We start from the raw sequence: 17,265 nt of genomic DNA, 5'->3' as shown, positions 1-17,265 counted from the left end.
GACGGTGCTACGGGCGGGTGGCAGCTGCCACTGCCGTCGCCGAGCAGCTGTTGACGACGTCGCCGCCCGCCGGCCTGGCGATCGTGTGGTCGGCCGGCGGCCGCGCGCCGTCCTCCACCCACGCGGTGAGCACGTCGAACGCGGACCGATAGCAGGGCAGCACGGGCCGCAGCCGGTCGGGATAGGTGTCGTAGAGGCCATCGGTGTGCGTGCCGTCCTGCACGGTGTACGAGCGGTGCAGGCGGCCGCGCCCCCGGTCGTCGACCATCCGTCCGTAGACATCGGCGTCGGCCGCGATCGGCAGCAGGGTGTCCAGGTCGCCCTGGAGCGTGATCAGCGGCTTGCCGATCCGCCCGCTCAGCGCGACCCGTGCGACGGCCCGGTGGACCGAGGCGGGGCGTGCCGCGTAGTCGTAGGAGGCGTCGGACGCACACGGAGCGAGCAGCTCGTCCGTCGTCGAACCCGCTGATGGGCCTGGGCACTTGGAGTCGTAAGAGGGGTCGAACTCGGCGCGGTAGATCTTCTGCGTGATCCCCCAGTAGGCCTTCTGGTGGTAGGCCCACAGGAATTCGGACCCGCGCGCGAAGCCCACGCGGTACAGATCGTCGGCGTCGGCCTGCCCGAGCCCATGGGCGACAGCGGTCGGCAGTGAGGTGAGCAGGTTCGGGCCGTCCGCGGTCCAGAGGGTGCCCTCCCAGTCGACGCCCCCGTCGTACAGCTCGGGATGGTTCTCCAGCTGCCAGCGCGTCAGATAGCCGGCGTTGGAGATGCCGGTCATGTAGGTCCGGCGCGGAGCCCGCCCGTAGCGCTGGGTCACGGCCTTCTTCGCCGCTCTGGTGAGTTGAGTGGTCCGGTTGTTCCACTCGACGATCGCGTCGCCGGGACGCTTTCCGTCACGGTAGAAGTCGGGTCCGGTGTTGCCCTTGTCGGTCGCCGCGTAGGCGTATCCCTGGGCCAGGACTCGGTCGGAGATCGCCGCGTCCGTCGAGTACTGCTTACGGTTGCCGGGTGAGCCGGTCACCACGAGGCCGCCGTTCCAGTGGTCGGGCAGTCTGATCACGAACTGGGCATCGTGCTGCCAGCCGTGCGTCGCGTTCGACGTGGAGTCGTCCGGGAAGTACCCGTCGATCTGCGAACCGGGGACGCCGGACGGGTTGCGGGTCCCCTTCGCGGTGAGGCCCGCCTGGTCGGCGGTGTCGGTGTACGGGGTTCCGGCCAGAGCCGCTGTCGTCAAGTCGTCCAGACAGGCGCTCTGTTGAAGGGCGGCACCCGGCACGTGCACCCGCTCCTGGCGCGCGCAGTGCGTCCCGCCTCCGCCGCTCTCCACGGCGGCCCCCGCGGGCACCGGCCCCGAGGCGGCCAGCGCCAACAGAGCCGTGGCGAAGAGAGGGACTGTTCCGGGCACGCGCATGGTGAGCCTCCGCGACGACGAGGGACCGGCAAGGGTGACGAGCGGGGCCATCGTGCGGGTGGGACCAGTCACCGGGCCATGGGCCGGCGCCACATGGGGGAGGGAAGCGGTATGTGGGGCGGGGGGTTTGGTGCGGCCTGCGCGCAGCGGACCGGGTGGCCCGCTGCCGGAGGGGTCAGGAAGGGCGCACGGCCATCTTGTCGAGCGCTTCCAGGAGGCCGGGCAGCTCGGCGCCCCGCCCCACGGGCAGCACCTCACCGGGCTCGTCGTCCAGGAGCACGAACGCGATGTCGTCCGTACGGGCCACCATCGACCAGCCGGGACCGTCGGCCCGGAGCGTCCGGGCATCCCCGGACGCGAACGCCGATCGGACACGGCCGAGGGGCGGAGGGCTGTCCACGTAGGCGCGCACCTCGGAGAGGACCCGCCGGATGCCCACGTGCGGGGCGCGGGTGCTCTGCGCCTCGGTGCCGCTTCCTGAGGGAGTGGTGGCGGCGTCGCCGGAATCGGTGGTGGTGGGGGTGGCCGTGCTGTCGGCGTCGGGGCCGGCGGGCTTCGTGCCGTCTGTCCCCTCCGCACCAGAGGCGCCGCCCGCGTCGTCCGTCAGAAACGCGCTGTCGTCGATCTGCTCCCGCCAGGAAGCCCACTGGAGGGCGATCTCGTCGGCGCCGAGGCGGCGTTGGGCTGGGCCCCACGTCTCGGTGTTCGGCGGAGTGAGGGGCGGACCGTCCATGATCTCGGGGTCGTGTTCCGGGTCGTGCGGGGCGGGGACGCCCGGCGCGGACACGGACAGGGCGAGCGGCCACCCCGGCAGGGCCGAGACCACCGTCTGCTCGTCGGGCGACAACTCGTACTCCATGCCGCAGTCCCAGGACGCGATGGCGACGGCGACCAGGGACACGTCGTCGATGACGACGGTCCAGCGCGCCCCCGCCCCGTCCTGCCCGAGTACGAGCCCGTACCCGTCGGCGAGGGGCGCGAGCCCGAGCGCGGAGCATGCCTCCGGGTAGTCGTCCCCGAGCACGCTGGGGAACTTCGCAGGGGTCAGCAACACCGCCGTCAGTACGTACAGCGCGTCGTCCCCGGCGGCGACCGCGTCGTCCGTCCCGGCCATGCCAGCCTCCCCTGAGCTTCGTCCGTCGGCGCACCCTAACCAGTCGCGGTGGAGATCGTCGAGGGCGTTGAGCTGGAAATTCTCATCGGGGACCCGGTGTGGCGCCCGGTGGGCGGACCATGCCAAGATCCCGTGTGCACTTCGTGTGCCTCCCGTGGAGGGTCGACCGGAGTCGCGGGTCAGGTGGTGGCGGGCAGGCCGAGCAGCGCCCGTGCCACCACCTCGGGCGATTCGTCGCGTTCCCGTGCGAGCGCGACGACCGCGCGGCACGCGAGTTCGTTGATGCCGAATGTCAGGGCCTCCGGAGATACCCAGGTCGCGGCCTCGGCGAGCCTGTCCTCGTCGTCCTCGACGGATGCCGACACATAGGTGGCCGCCGCCTCGAAGAGGTTGGGCGGCCGCTTGCGCGGCGGTGTCGCGATGCTCGCGTCGGCCGGTGTCCGCGTGGCCAAGACCTTGCGGAGTCTGTCGAACATGTACGCCACCTTCCCCCTGTGTGATGTGCGACGGTGCGTCACATCCTCAACGTAGAGCGGGAGTTCGAGCGTCAGAAGAGTTTTGTCTCCGTGCGTGCCTGCAAGTCCGTGAGGGTGGAGCGCAGCCAGGCCAGTTCGGCCCGGCTGGTCGCGCGGGCGATGGTGAGGATGCCGCGGCGGAACGGGTCGCCCAACTCCTCCGCGCGCAGGGGGCGTTCACCTTCGTAGAAGAAGCTGGCCGGTTCCTCCAGGAACGCCAGCCTGCGCGCGAGCACGGTCGCCTGCGCCGCCGGGTCGTCTAGGTGCCGCAGGAACGCGAGGACCGTGAACCAGCGGTTCTCGTCGGTGATGTCGGCCCGGCCGGGCTCCGCCAGCCTGCCGCGGAGCTCCTCCCGGCCCGCTGCCGTGAGGTTGAGGACGTGGCGCTGGGCCGCGACCGACCCCGGCTGTGTCTCGCGGGTGAGCAGGCCCGCCTTCTCCAGGCGCTTGATCGCCGGATAGAGCGTGCTTTCGGCGACGGGCCGCACGTGGCCGGTCAGCGCCGTGATCCGTTTGCGCAGCTCGTATCCGTGCAGAGGCGCGTCGTAGAGGAAGCCGAGGATGGCGAGTTCCAGCATGCCCCCATTGTGCCGGACTCCATCCGCGGTCGGTGTACATCGACCTAGTAATACATCGACACCGATGTATGCTCTACGGAGTGCCTCGTAAGGGCGGGGTGTGCGGTTGCTGGGGAGAGGGAGTGGGAGCGCATGATGAAGCAGGCCCGGTTCGACTCGCAGGGGAGCTGTATCCGCTGGGTCGAGGCCGCCGGGGACGGGGCTCCGCTGGTGTACGTCCATGGGCTGGGGTCCGCCTCGACCGTCTACCACGCGCACATCGCCGGCAGGCCCGAACTCGCGGGCCGGCGTTCACTGTTCGTCGATCTGCCGGGGCACGGCATCAGTGACCGGCCCGCCGACTTCGGGTACTCGCTGGACGACCACGCCGGTGCTCTGGCGGCCGCTCTCGACGCGGCCGGCGTGTCCCGGGCCGAGCTCGTCGCGCACAGCATGGGCGGCGCCGTGGCGATTGTTCTCGCCCACCGGCGCCGCGACCTCGTCTCGCGACTCGTGCTCACCGAGGCGAACCTCGACCCGTACCCTCCCCGCGTGGAGGGCAGCAGCGGAATCGCCTCCTACGGAGAGGACGAGTACGTCAACGGCGTCGGCCACGCGCGCGTGCTCGCCAAGGTCGGTCCCCTGTGGGCGGCCACCATGCGTCTCGCGGACCCCCTCGCCCTGCACCGCACCGCCGTCGGGCTCGCCCACGGTACCCGCCCCACCATGCGACGGATGCTCATGGACCTGGACATCGACCGGCTGTATCTGCAGGGTGCGCGCAGCGGTGAACTCGCGGACCGCGCGGGCCTCGAGGCCGCGGGTGTACGCGTGCGCACCGTGCCCGACGCCGGGCACAACGTCATGTTCGACAACGCGGAGGCCTTCGCCACGGCGGTGGCGGACCACGCTCTCGCGTCGCCCGGCACGCGTTAGTCCTGGCGCTCCGCCAGCGCCAGGAAACGGGCGTCCTCGTCCACGTACGACGTCATCCGCCAGCCCGAACCGGCCAGCAGTGAGCGAAGGTTCGGTTCGGCGCGCAGGTCGTCCGTGGTGAGCTCGCGGCCCTGTCGCGCCGCCAGTGCCGCCCGCCCGATGGGGTGGAACAGCGCGAGGAGTCCACCCGGGCGTACCACCCTCGCCAACTCCCGCAGATTCTCCTGTGGTTGGGGCAGGTGCGCGACGAGGCCGGAACCGAAGACGGCGTCGAGCGACTCGGACCGTACGGGCAGGCGCGTCACGTCGGCAAGCATCAGTGAGCCGGCGCGATCCCGTCCCGCCCGCACGGCGGCCTCCAGCATCGCGGGCGTCAGGTCGACCCCGAGGACGGCCCCCGAAGGCCCCACGGCGTCCCTGAGCGCCGGCAGGGCGCGTCCCGTGCCGCATCCCGCGTCGAGCACCCGGTCGCCCGCGCGGAGCCCCAGCTCGGCGACGGCCCTCTCGAAGCGTGGACCGTCGTCGGGGAACCGTGTGTCCCACTGAGCCGCGCGGGCCGAGAAGAACTCCTGTACGTGCGTGTGGTCGTCGCTCATGACTCCATGATCCCTCGCGTGCGGGAGCGTGTGGGCGGGTGTGAGGGATCGAAAACTCCGCATGCGACCGATGGGAACCGATGCGAACCGAAACCGCCGCATGCGCGGACGGTGCACATGTTCGAGCCTGACGCGATCGTTCACGCGCGTCTCTCTGTCATATTCCAGCAGCTTTCGAAATGCGCCCCTGCTGTGCGCCCCCGAGAGGTCTAGCGTCCCGGAGCCATGGGACACCTGGACCACGCCACCTTCGGCTGGCTTACCCCCGTGCTGTCATACGTGATGGCCTCCATCGGCGCCGCGCTCGGTCTGCGCTGCACCGTCCGCGCCCTCGGCGCCACCGGCCGTTCGCGGCGCAACTGGCTGATCACCGCGGCGTCCGCGATCGGCACGGGCATCTGGACGATGCACTTCGTGGCGATGCTCGGCTTCGGCGTCACCGGTACGCAGATCCGCTACGACGTGCCGCTCACCGTCCTCAGCCTGGTCGTCGCCGTGGCCGTCGTGGGCGTCGGCGTCTTCGCCGTCGGCTACAGCCGTGACCGCAACCGCGCTCTCGCCCTCGGCGGGCTCACCACGGGACTCGGCGTCGCGAGCATGCACTACCTGGGCATGGCGGCGCTGCGCCTGCACGGCCAGGTGCGCTACGACCCGCTGCTCGTGGGGCTCTCCGTCGCCATCGCCGTCGTCGCCGCGACGGCCGCCCTCTGGGCCGGACTCAACATCAAGTCGCCCGCCGCTGTCGCGGTCGCCTCCCTCGTCATGGGCGGCGCGGTGAGCAGCATGCACTACACCGGAATGATGGCGGTGAGCGTGAAGGTCGCGTCCTCCGCAGCGGCCCTGCCCGGGGCCACGGCGATGCAGTTCATCTTCCCCCTCGCCGTCGGCCTCGGGTCCTACCTCTTCCTGACGTCCGCGTTCGTCGCGCTGTCCCCCACCACGGGGGAGCGCGAGGCCTCCGCGTCGGCCCAGCGGCCCGTCGAGAGCGTCGCCCGCTGACGGCGGACCGGCGCCACCACCCTTCGCACCACGAGCGCACCACGAGCGAGGAGGCCATGCGTACACCCCGTAGGACCCCCATCAACGGCGCGCCGCCCAAGCCCGCGCCCCCGGCGCGCGGACGGCGCGCGCACGCCGGACCGCCCGCGGAAGAGGACCACACAGCGGACGACCCGTCCGCTCCGACCGTGCCTCCTACGCGCGCGGGCGGCCGAGGACTGCGGCCCCGCACCGTCCGCGCCAAGATCGTGTGCCTCCTGATGGTGCCCGTTGTCTCGCTGCTCGCCCTGTGGGCGTACGCGACGGTCACCACCGCCCAGGACGTCGCCCGCATGCGGCAGTTGCAGCGGGTCGACTCCACGGTCCGTGGCCCGGTCGCCGACGCGGTCGCCGCGCTCCAGGCCGAACGCACCGCCGCTGTGGCCTACGCCGCCGAGCCGGCGGCCGACCGCGGTGACGACCTCAGGAAGCGCACCTCGGCGACCGTCAAGGCTGTGGCGAAGCTTCGCCTCGGCGACGGCAACACCGTCGCGGACGGCGCCGATCTGCCAGCCCGGGTCGGTGAGCGCCTCTCGGCGTTCGTCACCGGCGCCGAGAAGCTGCGCTCCGTGCGCAGCGCGGTGCTCGGCCGGCGCACCGGCTGGGAGGGAGCGTACGGGCAGTACACGAAGACGATCGACTCGGCGTTCGCCGTGACCGGCGCGGTGACCGGGATCCAGGACGACCGTCTCGGCTCCGACGCGCGCGTGCTGCTCGAGTTCTCGCGGTCCGGCGAGATGCTCGCCCGCGAGGACTCCCTGCTCGCCGCCGCACGACTCGCAGGCGCCCTGGACGGCGCACGGCTGCGGCTGTTCACCGGAGCGGTCGACACCCGGCGGACCCTCGCCGAATCGGCCGTCGCCGACCTCCCGGCACCGCAACGGACAGCCTGGCGCCACCTCGTGGAGGGGAGCGCGTACGGCGACGTACGCGCCGTCGAGGACAAGGCGCTCGCCGCCAGGCCCGGCAGTGCTGCGCTCGCCGCGGCACCCGCACTCACCTGGGACAGCGCGCACACGACCGTGCAGAACCGGTCCCGCTCGATCGAGGCGGACGCGGCGCGCACGGCCGCGGTCCGGGCGGATCCGTTCACCCGCGGACTGCTCACGCCCGCGGGCGCCGCGGTCCTCTTCGGCCTGCTGGCCGTCGCCGCCTCCCTCGTGATCTCCGTACGCATCGGCCGGGGCCTGGTCATCGAACTGATCAGCCTGCGCAACAGCGCCCTGGAGATCGCCCGGCGCAAACTCCCGCACGCCATGCGGAAACTGCGCGCCGGCGAGGAGATCGACGTCGGCGCCGAGGCGCCGGAAGGACCTCCCGCCGAGGACGAGACCGGACAGGTCGCCGAAGCGCTCGGCACGGTGCACAGGGCAGCCCTGCGCGCCGCTGCCGAACGCGCGGAACTCGCCAGCGGGATCTCCGGGGTCTTCGTCAACCTCGCCCGCCGCAGCCAGGTCCTCGTACACCGTCAGCTCGGCCTCCTCGACACCATGGAGCGCAGGGCCGAGGACCCGAACGAACTCAGCGACCTCTTCCGCCTCGACCACCTCACGACCCGCATGAGGCGCCACGCGGAAAGCCTGATCATCCTCTCCGGAGCCGCCCCGGGCCGCGCTTGGCGCACCCCCGTCTCGCTGACCAACGTGGTCCGCGCGGCCGTCTCCGAAGTCGAGGACTACGCGCGCGTGGAGGTACGGCAACTGCCCGCCGCCGCCGTACAGGGCGCGGCGGTCGCCGACCTCACCCACCTCCTGGCCGAACTCGTCGAGAACGCCGCCCAGTTCTCCCCACCGCACACCAAGGTGCGGGTCAGCGGCGAACCCGTCGGAAACGGCTACGCCCTGGAGATCGAGGACCGTGGGCTCGGCATGGGCAAGGAGACCCTCGCCGAGGCCAACAACCGCATCGCCCACTCCGAAGCGCTCGACCTGTTCGACAGCGACCGGCTCGGGCTCTTCGTGGTCAGCCGGCTCGCCCACCGCCACGGCGTCAAGGTGCACCTGCGCACCTCGCCCTACGGCGGCACCACCACGGTCGTCCTGCTGCCCACACCCCTGCTGCACGCCGGAACCCCGGAACGGGCGGACACCACCCAGGAACACGCGACGGAGCACCACTACGCGCGCGTGCCCGACCGGGAAGCACCCCACATGAACGGTAACTCTGTGCCCGGCCAGGGGCCGCGCCCTGCCATCGTCGCCGCCGTACACGCCGTGCCGGACGTCGACACGGCTCACGACGCCCCACCGCCCCCGGGAGTCACTGCCCTGCGCCTGCACAGGCAGCCCGCGAACAACGCAGACAACACCGACGACGAATCACCGGACGGACTGCCCAAGCGGGTGCGGCAGGCGAGCCTCGCGCCCCAGCTGCGCGAGCGGCCCGAGGAGCAGAACGGCGCCGCACAGCACCAGGAACCCGATGCACGGACGCCCGAACAGGCACGGCAGCGCATGGCGGCCTTCCGTGACGGCTGGGTCCGGGGCGGCGGCCGCCCACCAGGAGCCGGTTCAGGACCCGTGCCCGGCAGCGACAGCACCGAAGGAGATCCCACATGATCCAGGACCCCACCACGGGCGCCGCGCCCCGGTCCGGAGAACTCGACTGGCTCCTCGACGACTTGGTGCAGCGCGTGGCCGAGCTGAGGCACGCGGTCGTCCTGTCCAACGACGGGCTCGCCGTCGGCGCGTCGAGCGGTCTCGGCCGCGAGGACGCCGAACACCTGGCCGCCGTAGCTTCCGGCTTCCACAGCCTCGCCAAGGGGGCCGGCCGGCACTTCGGAGCGGGCGGCGTTCGCCAGACCATGGTCGAGATGGACGACGGCTTCCTCTTCGTCGCGGCCGCGGGCGACGGTTCCTGCCTCGCCGTCCTCAGCACGGCCGACGCCGACATCGGCCTCGTCGCGTACGAGATGGCCCGCATGGTCAAGCGGGTCGGCGAACACCTCTACACCCCACCGCGGTTCGCCGCGCACCCGCCCGCCGCCGGATGACCGGACGGCCACGACGATGAACGATCACGGGCACAGGGACGACCAGGGTCGGGGCAACCCGGACCGGTCGGGCAGTCAGTGGTACGACAACGAGGCCGGGCCCCTGGTCCGCCCCTATGCGATGACCGGCGGGCGCACCTCACCCGGGCCCAGAGGGGTGCGTTTCGACCTGATCGCACTCGTCAAGCTCGACGACGCCGCGCCCGGCAAGGACGACGACACGGCGCTCGGCCCCGAGCACAGGGCGCTCATCGAGCTGTGCCGCACCGAGACGCAGTCGGTCGCCGAACTCGCCGCGGGCACCGACCTCCCCGTAGGGGTGGTCAGGGTGCTCCTGGGTGACCTTCTCGACATGGGTTGCGTCAAGGTCAGCCGGCCCGTGCCGCCCGCTCAGCTACCCGACGAAAAGATCTTGAGGGAAGTCATCGATGGCCTCCGAGCACTCTGAAGAGACGAACGCCGACAACTCCGCCCTGGCTCTGAAGATCCTGGTCGCGGGCGGATTCGGGGTGGGCAAGACCACCCTGGTCGGCGCCGTGAGCGAGATCCGACCGCTGCGCACCGAGGAACTGCTCAGCGAGCTCGGCCAGAACGTGGACGACACGGGAGCCGTGGAGCGTAAGACCACGACGACCGTCGCCATGGACTTCGGCCGCATCACCATCCGCTCCGGTCTCTCGCTCTACCTGTTCGGCACGCCCGGCCAGGACCGTTTCTGGTTCCTCTGGGACGAACTCTCGCAGGGCGCGCTGGGCGCCGTGGTTCTTGCGGACACCCGTCGGCTCGAGGACAGCTTCCCCGCCGTGGACTACTTCGAGCACCGCCGCATCCCGTTCGTGGTGGCGGTCAACTGCTTCACGAACGCCCGTACTTACGGTGCGCTCGAGGTGTCGCGTGCCCTCGACCTCGACCGCGGGACACCCGTCGTGCTGTGCGACGCCCGCGACCGCGACTCGGGAAAGGAGGTGCTGATCCGGCTCGTCGAGTACGCCGGGCGGATGCACACCGCCCGGCTCCTCGACTCCGTGGGCTGAGTGCGCCGTAGTCAGTCGGCGAGCCCGGCCCGAGGGGTGCGCCGTCGTCAGTCGGCGAGCCCCGCGAGGGCCACGACCTTCTCGATCCGCACGCGCACCAGGAGCTCGCCGGGCACGCCGTTGCGCTCGCCGAACTCCTGGGCGCGGTCCTCGCCCATGTAACGCCCGCCGATCCTGGCGGCCGAGGCCCGCAACTGCCCCAGGTCCTCGCTGAGTTCGGCGCGGCCCTCGATCACCGTGAAGGAGAACGGCGGCCGATCGTCGTCCACGCACAGGGCCACCCGGTTGTCCCGGGCGAGATTGCGGCCCTTCACGGTGTCCTTGCCGGTGTTGAACAGGAGGTCCTCGCCGTCGAGGACGAACCAGACGGGCGCGATGTGCGGGCTGCCGTCGGGCCGCACGGTGGACAGCTTGGCGGTACGGGTCCCCTCGGAGACGAACGCCCGCCATTCCTCATCGGTCATCTTGTGTGCCATGGGGTCATCCTGCTTGCCGAGACGCCGGGCGTGGGGAAGGCTGGCGAGACAGATCCTCCGGGTAGGGGAGCGATCGGGAATGGGGGAGACGGGATCATGGCGGACAACGAGGGGCTCGGCTGGCTGCTGGACGACCTGACAGAGCGTGTCGAGCACGTGCGCCACGCCCTTGTCCTGTCCAACGACGGTCTGGTCACCGGAGCGAGCAGCGACCTCAGGCGGGAGGACGCCGAGCATCTGGCGGCAGTGTCGTCCGGTCTGCACAGCCTGGCCAAGGGATCCGGGCGGCACTTCGGTGCCGGCGGCGTCCGGCAGACGATGGTCGAGTTCGACGACGCCGTCCTTTTCGTGACGGCGGCGGGCGACGGCAGCTGCCTGTGCGTCCTCAGCTCGGCCGAGGCCGACATCGGCCAGGTCGCCTACGAGATGACGCTGCTCGTCAATCGGGTCGGCGAGCACCTCGGCGTGGGAGCCCGCCGAGCAGAAGGCTCCTGACCTGCACAAACGTCAGGCCGGTCAGGGTTATCCACAGGCTCAGCGGCGCGGGCGGGTTTCGGGCTACGGTTTTTCCCGGGAGCGATCACGACTCACGGGGGAGATCTGACATGGGTGGCAACACCATCGCGACACCGGCCACGCGGGTACCCGCCGCCTTGCTCGCGCAGAGCAGGGCGGCTCGCGAACTGGGGCTGAAACGGGGCGAGTTCGAGCTGGCGGTACGACTCGGACGCGTCCGCACCGTACCGGCCCAGGACGGCGGGCGCCGCCGCGTGGCCCGCGAGGAGATCGAGCGGGTGCGGGACACCGCGGGCTTCCCGGATTCATTGCGGGAGCATGTCCGGGCCGTGGGGACCACGGAAGGCGCGGGCCTCATGGACATCACCACGACCAGGTTCACCCGGCTCGCCCGCGCGGGGATGCTGACGCCGGTCCGCTTCTACCTCAATCGCTACAGGGCTGTCGTCTGGCTCTATCTGGCCGAAGAACTACGGGAGTTCGCGGCGGCCGAGGTCAACGCACCGCTGATGACGGGACGTGCACCCGACCGAATGCGCGCCCGCCTCGACGCGGGGATCGACCTACGGCCCCGGAACTGGCGGTCGCGGCACGCGGGACACCTGCTCGGGCAGAGCACCGACGCATGGGAGCGCGCTGCCGCCGTCGCGTCCCTTCTGGACCCGGGGACGGTCCGGGAACTCGTCAAGTGCCCGTACGAGCGCGGCTATCTGAGCAAACTGCGGCCCGAGTCGACCGGACACGGGGCGCCCGACTCGCCATCGGTACGCATCGCCGAGCGGATCATGACAGCGGACGACCCGCACGAGGTCAGCTGGCTCAGGGCGAGCCTGCTGCTCAGCCTGGCGGAGGCGCGACGCCTGCGGCCCGCGCCGCGACCGAACGCGGGCACTCCCGTCGCCGCGCACCGAGAACCACTCGCGCCGAGCACGTACTCAAATGGAGTGACCCCGCCGGAGCCGGATGTCACACCGGCGGGAGGGGCAACCGGGATGGGCGAGCAGCGTCCGGCTGAGGCGGAGCCACCCCGCCCATCGCGCGGACTGTTCGGCTGGCTCCGCCGCAGAGGAGCCTGAACCGGACCTGCGGAAGCGGCAGTTCGCAGGCGCGGGCCTACTCGACGGCGTTGAGACCTGTGGCGTTGAGACCTGTGGCGTTGAGACCTGTGGCGTCGAGGTCGGTGGCGTCGAGATCCTTGGCGTAGTGCTCGATGGCCGGCCGGTACGCGATGAGGTCAGGATCGCCGCTCGTCTCCGCGAGAACGGTCAGCAGCAGCCGCATCCCGTCGTGCGCGCGGCCCACGTTGTACAGGGCCATGGCCAGGAACGTCTGGAGGGCGTTGTCCTCCGGGAACTCGGTGACGCCGCCGCTCAGCGTGGCGACCGCCTCCGCGTAGCGGCCGAGGGTGCGGTACGTGCTGCCCAGACCGAGCAGTGCGCCACGCCGGTCGTCCGCACCCAGGCCGGAGCCGGCGAGTGCCCGCACGTAGTACGGAACGGCATCCGCCTCGAGCCCGAGGGCGTCGTGGACCCAGGCCGTCTGGTAAGCGACCTCGGCGTCGTGGGGGAAACGGGCGGACAGCTCGACGAGCCGCTCGCGGGCCTCCTCGCGCAGGCCGTCCTCGCGCAGCCGCACGGCCCGGGCGAGCGACGCGTCCCGGTCGACGGCGCCGGTCACTCCCCGAGCTTCCGGAAGAGGCCCTCTTGCACCACGGACACGAGGAGGTGTCCGTCGACGTCGTAGATCCGGCCGCGCGCCAGACCGCGGCCGCCCGTCGCGATCGGGGACTCCTGGTCGTACAGGAACCACTCGTCCGCACGGAAACGACGGTGGAACCACATGGCGTGGTCGAGCGAGGCCATGTCGAAACCGCGCTGCCCCCACAGCGGTTCCACGGGGATGCGCACGGCATCGAGGAGGGTCATGTCGCTCGCGTACGTGAGTGCGCAGGTGTGCACGAGCGGGTCGTCGCCGAGGGGACCGACCGCGCGCATCCACACCGCGCTGCGCGGCTCGGCGCTCTCGATGTCCTCGGGTGACCAACGCAGCCGGTCCACGTACCGGATGTCGAAGGGCTGGCGCCGTGCCATGAGCTCCAACGCGGCCGGCAGCGCGCCCAGATGAGTACTCACCTCGTCGGCGATCGTCGGCAGGGACTCCGGATCGGGAACCTCGCGCGTCGGCGGCAGCTGGTGCTCGAAGCTCCCGTCCTCGGGCTTGTGGAAGGAGGCGGTCAGATTGAAGATCGTGCGGCCCTGCTGCACGGCGGTGACACGGCGCGTCGTGAACGACCGGCCGTCGCGGACCCGTTCGACCTGGTACACGATGGGCACGCCGGGGCGGCCCGGACGCAGGAAGTACGCGTGCAGCGAGTGCACGGGCCGGTCGCCCTCGGTGGTGCGGCCCGCCGCGACGAGCGCCTGGCCGGCCACCTGGCCGCCGAAGACCCGCTGCAGAGACTCCTGCGGGCTGCGGCCCCGGAAGATGTTGACCTCGATCTGCTCCAGGTCGAGCAGGTCGACGAGCCGCTCAGCTGGGTTCGTCATGCGTTGTTCTCTCATCTCTGCGCCGCGCTCCGAGCGCTGCGGCCGGGGTGCGCGGCCGGGTCAGGGCCTACAGCTGGCCGACATCCGTGACGCGGATGACCGCACGGCCCTCCGCGTCGGACGCCTCGAGGTCGACCTCGGCGCTGATGCCCCAGTCGTGATCGCCGTTCGGATCGGCGAACGTCTGGCGCACCCGCCACAGGCCGTGCGCGGTGTCCTCCTCGATCTGCAGCAGCTTCGGCCCGCGGGCGTCGGGACCGGTGCCGAGATCTTCGTACTCGTCCCAGTACTTGTCCATGGCCTCGCCCCAGGCGTCCGCGTCCCAGCCCGCGTCGGCGTCCAGCTCGCCCAGTTCGTCGACGTTGTCGAGGGCGGCCAGCTCGACCCGGCGGAACATGGCGTTGCGGACGAGCACACGGAACGCCCGCGCGTTCGCCGTGACCGGCTTGACCTGGTCGGCCTTCTCCTGGGCCTCCTCGGCCGTCATGACCTCGGGGTTGGCGAGCTGCTCCCACTCGTCGAGGAGGCTGGAGTCGACCTGGCGGACCATCTCGCCCAGCCAGGCGATCAGGTCCTCGAGGTCTTCGGACTTGAGGTCGTCGGGGACCGTGTGCTCAAGCGTCTTGTAAGCGCCCGCAAGGTAACGCAGCACGATGCCCTCGGTGCGGGCGAGCTCGTAGTAGGACACGAACTCCGTGAAGGTCATGGCCCGTTCGTACATGTCACGGATCACGGACTTCGGCGACAGCGGGTGGTCACCCACCCACGGGTGGCTCGTGCGGTACACGTCGTACGCGTGGTAGAGCAGCTCGTCCAGGGGCTTGGGGTACGTGACGTCCTGGAGCCGCTCCATGCGGTCCTCGTACTCGACGCCGTCGGACTTCATCGCCGCGACGGCCTCACCGCGCGCCTTGTTCTGCTGGGCGGCGAGGATCTGCCGCGGGTCGTCGAGCGTCGACTCCACGACGGACACCATGTCGAGCGCGTACGACGGCGAGTCCTTGTCGAGCAGGTCGAAGGAGGCCAGGGCGAACGTCGACAGCGGCTGGTTGAGCGCGAAGTCCTGCTGGAGATCGACCGTCAGACGCACGATCCGGCCCGTGGGGTCGGGCTCGTCGAGCTTCTCGACGATGCCGCCGTCGAGGAGCGAGCGGTAGATGGCGATCGCGCGGCGGATGTGCCGCAGCTGCTGCTTGCGCGGCTCGTGGTTGTCCTCGAGGAGGTGGCGCATGGCGTCGAAGGCGTTGCCGGGGCGGGCGATGACCGCGAGCAGCATCATGTGCGTCACCCGGAAGCGGGACGTCAGCGGCTCCGGAGCCGAGCCGATCAGCTTCTCGAAGGTGTTCTCGGTCCAGCCGACGAAGCCCTCGGGCGCCTTCTTGCGGACCACCTTGCGGCGCTTCTTCGGGTCGTCCCCCGCCTTCGAGAGCGCCTTCTCGTTCTCGATGACGTGCTCGGGCGCCTGCGCCACGACGAGGCCCGCCGTGTCGAACCCGGCCCGCCCGGCCCGGCCCGCGATCTGGTGGAACTCCCGCGCGCGCAGCGTCCGCACCCGCGTCCCGTCGTACTTCGTCAGAGCGGTGAACAGGACGGTACGGATGGGCACGTTGACCCCCACGCCCAGCGTGTCCGTACCGCAGATGACCTTCAAGAGGCCGGCCTGCGCGAGCTTCTCCACCAGGCGCCGGTACTTGGGCAGCATGCCCGCGTGGTGCACGCCGATCCCGTGCCGCACGTAGCGCGACAGATTGCGGCCGAACTTGGTGGTGAAGCGGAAGTTGCCGATCAGGTCGGCGATCTTCTCCTTCTCCTCGCGCGTGCACATGTTGATGCTCATGAGTGCCTGCGCGCGCTCGACGGCCTGGGCCTGCGTGAAGTGCACGATGTAAACCGGGGCCTGCCGGGTGTCGAGCAGCTCGGTCAGCGTCTCCGTGAGTGGCGTGAGCCGGTACTCGTAGGAAAGGGGAACCGGACGCGTCGCGGAGCTGACCACGGACGTGGGGCGGCCGGTGCGCCGCGTCAGATCCTTCTCGAACATGGCGACGTTGCCGAGCGTCGCCGACATGAGGATGAACTGCGCCTGGGGCAGTTCGAGCAGGGGAATCTGCCAGGCCCAGCCGCGGTCGCCCTCCGCGTAGAAGTGGAACTCGTCCATCACGACCTGGCCGATGTCGGCCCGCGCCCCGTCGCGCAGCGCGATGGACGCGAGGATCTCGGCGGTGCAGCAGATCACGGGGGCGTCGGCGTTGACCGACGCGTCACCCGTGAGCATGCCGACGTTCTCCGTGCCGAAGAGCTTGCACAGCTCGAAGAACTTCTCGGAGACCAGCGCCTTGATCGGTGCCGTGTAGAAGGTGACCTCGTCCCGCGCGAGCGCCGCGAAGTGCGCACCGGCGGCGATCATGCTCTTGCCGGAACCGGTGGGCGTCGAGACGATCACGTTCGCCCCCGACACCACCTCGATCAGCGCCTCCTCCTGGTGGGGGTAGAGGGTGATCCCGCGCTCCTCGGCCCACGACTCGAAAGCCTCGTAGAGGGCGTCGGGGTCGGCGGTCTGCGGCAGCTGATCGATAAGGGTCACGCCCCCATCTTGCCTGCCATCCGACCCGATCCGGCAATCGGTTGCCCGTACGAAGATCACGAAAGGTACGCTGTGGCGCCGACGGAGCGTCAGGACGCGGTGGCCCGGGTGGGGACAACTGGGCACCTGCACAAGTGGAATGGGGCGGAACGCAGCCATGATGGGACCGGCACACTCGCTGTCAGGAGCAGCGGCCTGGCTGGGGGTGGGCGCGGCCGCGGCCGCCGCCGGGCACCCCATGCCCTGGCCCGTCGTTCTCGTCGGGGCACTGATCTGCGCGGGCGCAGCCCTCGCCCCCGACCTGGACCACAAGGCGGCCACCATCTCGCGGGCCTTCGGCCCCGTGTCGCGCGGCCTGTGCGAGATCGTCGACAAGCTGTCGTACGCGGTCTACAAGGCGACCCGTATGAAGGGCGACCCGCGCCGTTCCGGCGGACACCGCACCCTCACGCACACCTGGCTGTGGGCGGTCCTCATCGGAGCCGGCGCCTCGGCCGCGGCGATCTTCGGCGGGCGCTGGGCGGTCCTCGCCCTCCTCTTCGTCCACATGGTGCTCGCCATCGAGGGCCTGCTGTGGCGGGCGGCACGCGGCTCCAGCAGCGACGTCCTGGTGTGGCTGCTCGCCGGGACCAGTGCCTGGATACTCGCCGGAATCCTCGACAAGCCGGGCAACGGGTCGGACTGGCTGTTCACGCAGCCCGGCCAGGAGTACCTGTGGCTGGGCCTGCCCATCGTCCTGGGCGCCCTGGTCCACGACATCGGGGACGCGCTCACGGTCTCCGGCTGCCCGGTCCTGTGGCCCATCCCCATCGGCCGCAAGCGCTGGTACCCGATCGGCCCGCCCAAGATGATGCGCTTCCGAGCGGGCAGCTGGGTCGAGCTCAAGGTGCTGATGCCGGTGTTCATGCTGCTCGGCGGAGTGGGGTGCGCGGCTGCGCTCAACGTCATCTGAG

General features: G+C 71.0%; 18 protein-coding genes. 9 read left to right on the top strand and 9 right to left on the bottom strand.

Translation table 11 applies throughout. The features are described from left to right. Positions 1-7: 7 nt before the first annotated feature. From ACWFR4_RS29905 to ACWFR4_RS29890, 4 genes are all read right to left on the bottom strand, one after another. Positions 8-1,411 carry a tannase/feruloyl esterase family alpha/beta hydrolase gene (locus ACWFR4_RS29905; protein WP_453655451.1) on the bottom strand — a complete coding sequence of 468 codons (1,404 nt, stop codon included), beginning with the start codon at positions 1,409-1,411 and terminating at the stop codon, positions 8-10. 175 nt (positions 1,412-1,586) lie between these two features. Beyond that, the gene (locus tag ACWFR4_RS29900) at positions 1,587-2,525 is read right to left on the bottom strand and encodes a hypothetical protein (RefSeq protein WP_453655405.1); all 939 of its coding nucleotides are present in this window, start codon (positions 2,523-2,525) and stop codon (positions 1,587-1,589) included. 179 nt (positions 2,526-2,704) lie between these two features. Then, positions 2,705-3,001: a hypothetical protein gene (locus tag ACWFR4_RS29895; protein ID WP_453655404.1), complete on the bottom strand. Its 297-nt coding sequence runs from the start codon at positions 2,999-3,001 to the stop codon at positions 2,705-2,707. Positions 3,002-3,072: 71 nt separating this feature from the next. Continuing rightward, a complete protein-coding gene (locus tag ACWFR4_RS29890) occupies positions 3,073-3,618 on the bottom strand; it encodes a PadR family transcriptional regulator (RefSeq protein ID WP_453458400.1) in 546 nt (181 codons plus the stop codon). A 135-nt stretch (positions 3,619-3,753) separates the two neighbouring features. On the opposite strand from ACWFR4_RS29890, the gene ACWFR4_RS29885 reads away from it, so the two are divergent. Next, a complete protein-coding gene (locus ACWFR4_RS29885; RefSeq protein ID WP_453655450.1) occupies positions 3,754-4,533 on the top strand; it encodes an alpha/beta fold hydrolase in 780 nt (259 codons plus the stop codon). Here the strand turns inward: ACWFR4_RS29885 and ACWFR4_RS29880 are convergent. Then, on the bottom strand, positions 4,530-5,129 hold the full coding sequence (locus ACWFR4_RS29880) for a class I SAM-dependent methyltransferase (RefSeq protein WP_453458398.1): 600 nt from the start codon (positions 5,127-5,129) through the stop codon (positions 4,530-4,532). The genes ACWFR4_RS29885 and ACWFR4_RS29880 overlap by 4 nt on opposite strands. Positions 5,130-5,354: 225 nt before the next feature. Here ACWFR4_RS29880 and ACWFR4_RS29875 point away from each other — a divergent pair, with 225 nt between their 5' ends. Genes ACWFR4_RS29875 through ACWFR4_RS29855 form a run of 5 tightly spaced genes read left to right on the top strand, consistent with a single transcriptional unit; the run spans position 5,355 to position 10,193 of the window. Then, a complete protein-coding gene (locus ACWFR4_RS29875; protein WP_382772440.1) occupies positions 5,355-6,128 on the top strand; it encodes an MHYT domain-containing protein in 774 nt (257 codons plus the stop codon). Positions 6,129-6,184: 56 nt separating this feature from the next. Further along, positions 6,185-8,725: a sensor histidine kinase gene (locus ACWFR4_RS29870; RefSeq protein ID WP_453458392.1), complete on the top strand. Its 2,541-nt coding sequence runs from the start codon at positions 6,185-6,187 to the stop codon at positions 8,723-8,725. Then, entirely contained in the window at positions 8,722-9,159 is a 438-nt protein-coding gene (locus tag ACWFR4_RS29865; RefSeq protein ID WP_344385925.1) for a roadblock/LC7 domain-containing protein, read from the top strand. The genes ACWFR4_RS29870 and ACWFR4_RS29865 overlap by 4 nt, the downstream gene beginning before the upstream one ends. Positions 9,160-9,175: 16 nt before the next feature. Next, positions 9,176-9,607 (top strand): DUF742 domain-containing protein, encoded by a 432-nt coding sequence (locus ACWFR4_RS29860; protein ID WP_382606806.1) that lies wholly within the window; start codon positions 9,176-9,178, stop codon positions 9,605-9,607. Beyond that, positions 9,588-10,193: a GTP-binding protein gene (locus tag ACWFR4_RS29855; RefSeq protein ID WP_116500196.1), complete on the top strand. Its 606-nt coding sequence runs from the start codon at positions 9,588-9,590 to the stop codon at positions 10,191-10,193. The genes ACWFR4_RS29860 and ACWFR4_RS29855 overlap by 20 nt, the downstream gene beginning before the upstream one ends. A 47-nt stretch (positions 10,194-10,240) precedes the next feature. Here ACWFR4_RS29855 and ACWFR4_RS29850 read toward each other — a convergent pair whose 3' ends face one another. Next, entirely contained in the window at positions 10,241-10,669 is a 429-nt protein-coding gene (locus ACWFR4_RS29850; RefSeq protein ID WP_453458389.1) for a PPOX class F420-dependent oxidoreductase, read from the bottom strand. A 96-nt stretch (positions 10,670-10,765) separates the two neighbouring features. Here ACWFR4_RS29850 and ACWFR4_RS29845 point away from each other — a divergent pair, with 96 nt between their 5' ends. Both ACWFR4_RS29845 and ACWFR4_RS29840 read left to right on the top strand, forming a co-directional pair. Continuing rightward, positions 10,766-11,164 (top strand): roadblock/LC7 domain-containing protein, encoded by a 399-nt coding sequence (locus ACWFR4_RS29845; RefSeq protein ID WP_116500198.1) that lies wholly within the window; start codon positions 10,766-10,768, stop codon positions 11,162-11,164. 110 nt (positions 11,165-11,274) lie between these two features. Next, a complete protein-coding gene (locus ACWFR4_RS29840) occupies positions 11,275-12,261 on the top strand; it encodes a DUF6397 family protein (RefSeq protein WP_453458386.1) in 987 nt (328 codons plus the stop codon). A gap of 37 nt (positions 12,262-12,298) precedes the next feature. On the opposite strand, the gene ACWFR4_RS29835 is transcribed toward ACWFR4_RS29840, so the two are convergent. The 3 genes from ACWFR4_RS29835 to ACWFR4_RS29825 all read right to left on the bottom strand — a co-directional run bounded on the left by ACWFR4_RS29835 (position 12,299) and on the right by ACWFR4_RS29825 (position 16,312). Beyond that, positions 12,299-12,862 (bottom strand): tetratricopeptide repeat protein, encoded by a 564-nt coding sequence (locus ACWFR4_RS29835; RefSeq protein ID WP_453655403.1) that lies wholly within the window; start codon positions 12,860-12,862, stop codon positions 12,299-12,301. After that, positions 12,859-13,731 (bottom strand): acyl-CoA thioesterase, encoded by an 873-nt coding sequence (locus tag ACWFR4_RS29830; RefSeq protein ID WP_453458381.1) that lies wholly within the window; start codon positions 13,729-13,731, stop codon positions 12,859-12,861. The genes ACWFR4_RS29835 and ACWFR4_RS29830 overlap by 4 nt, the downstream gene beginning before the upstream one ends. A gap of 67 nt (positions 13,732-13,798) precedes the next feature. Beyond that, the gene (locus ACWFR4_RS29825; protein WP_453655402.1) at positions 13,799-16,312 is read right to left on the bottom strand and encodes a DEAD/DEAH box helicase; all 2,514 of its coding nucleotides are present in this window, start codon (positions 16,310-16,312) and stop codon (positions 13,799-13,801) included. Positions 16,313-16,469: 157 nt separating this feature from the next. Between ACWFR4_RS29825 and ACWFR4_RS29820 the strand changes: the two genes are divergently transcribed. Then, the gene (locus tag ACWFR4_RS29820) at positions 16,470-17,264 is read left to right on the top strand and encodes a metal-dependent hydrolase (RefSeq protein ID WP_266667943.1); all 795 of its coding nucleotides are present in this window, start codon (positions 16,470-16,472) and stop codon (positions 17,262-17,264) included. Position 17,265 lies beyond the last annotated feature (1 nt).

The sequence above is a fragment of the Streptomyces sp. NPDC055140 genome (assembly GCF_053607285.1).
The sequence above is the reverse complement of the archived record's forward strand: the minus strand, read 5'-3'. Positions and strand labels throughout refer to the sequence as shown.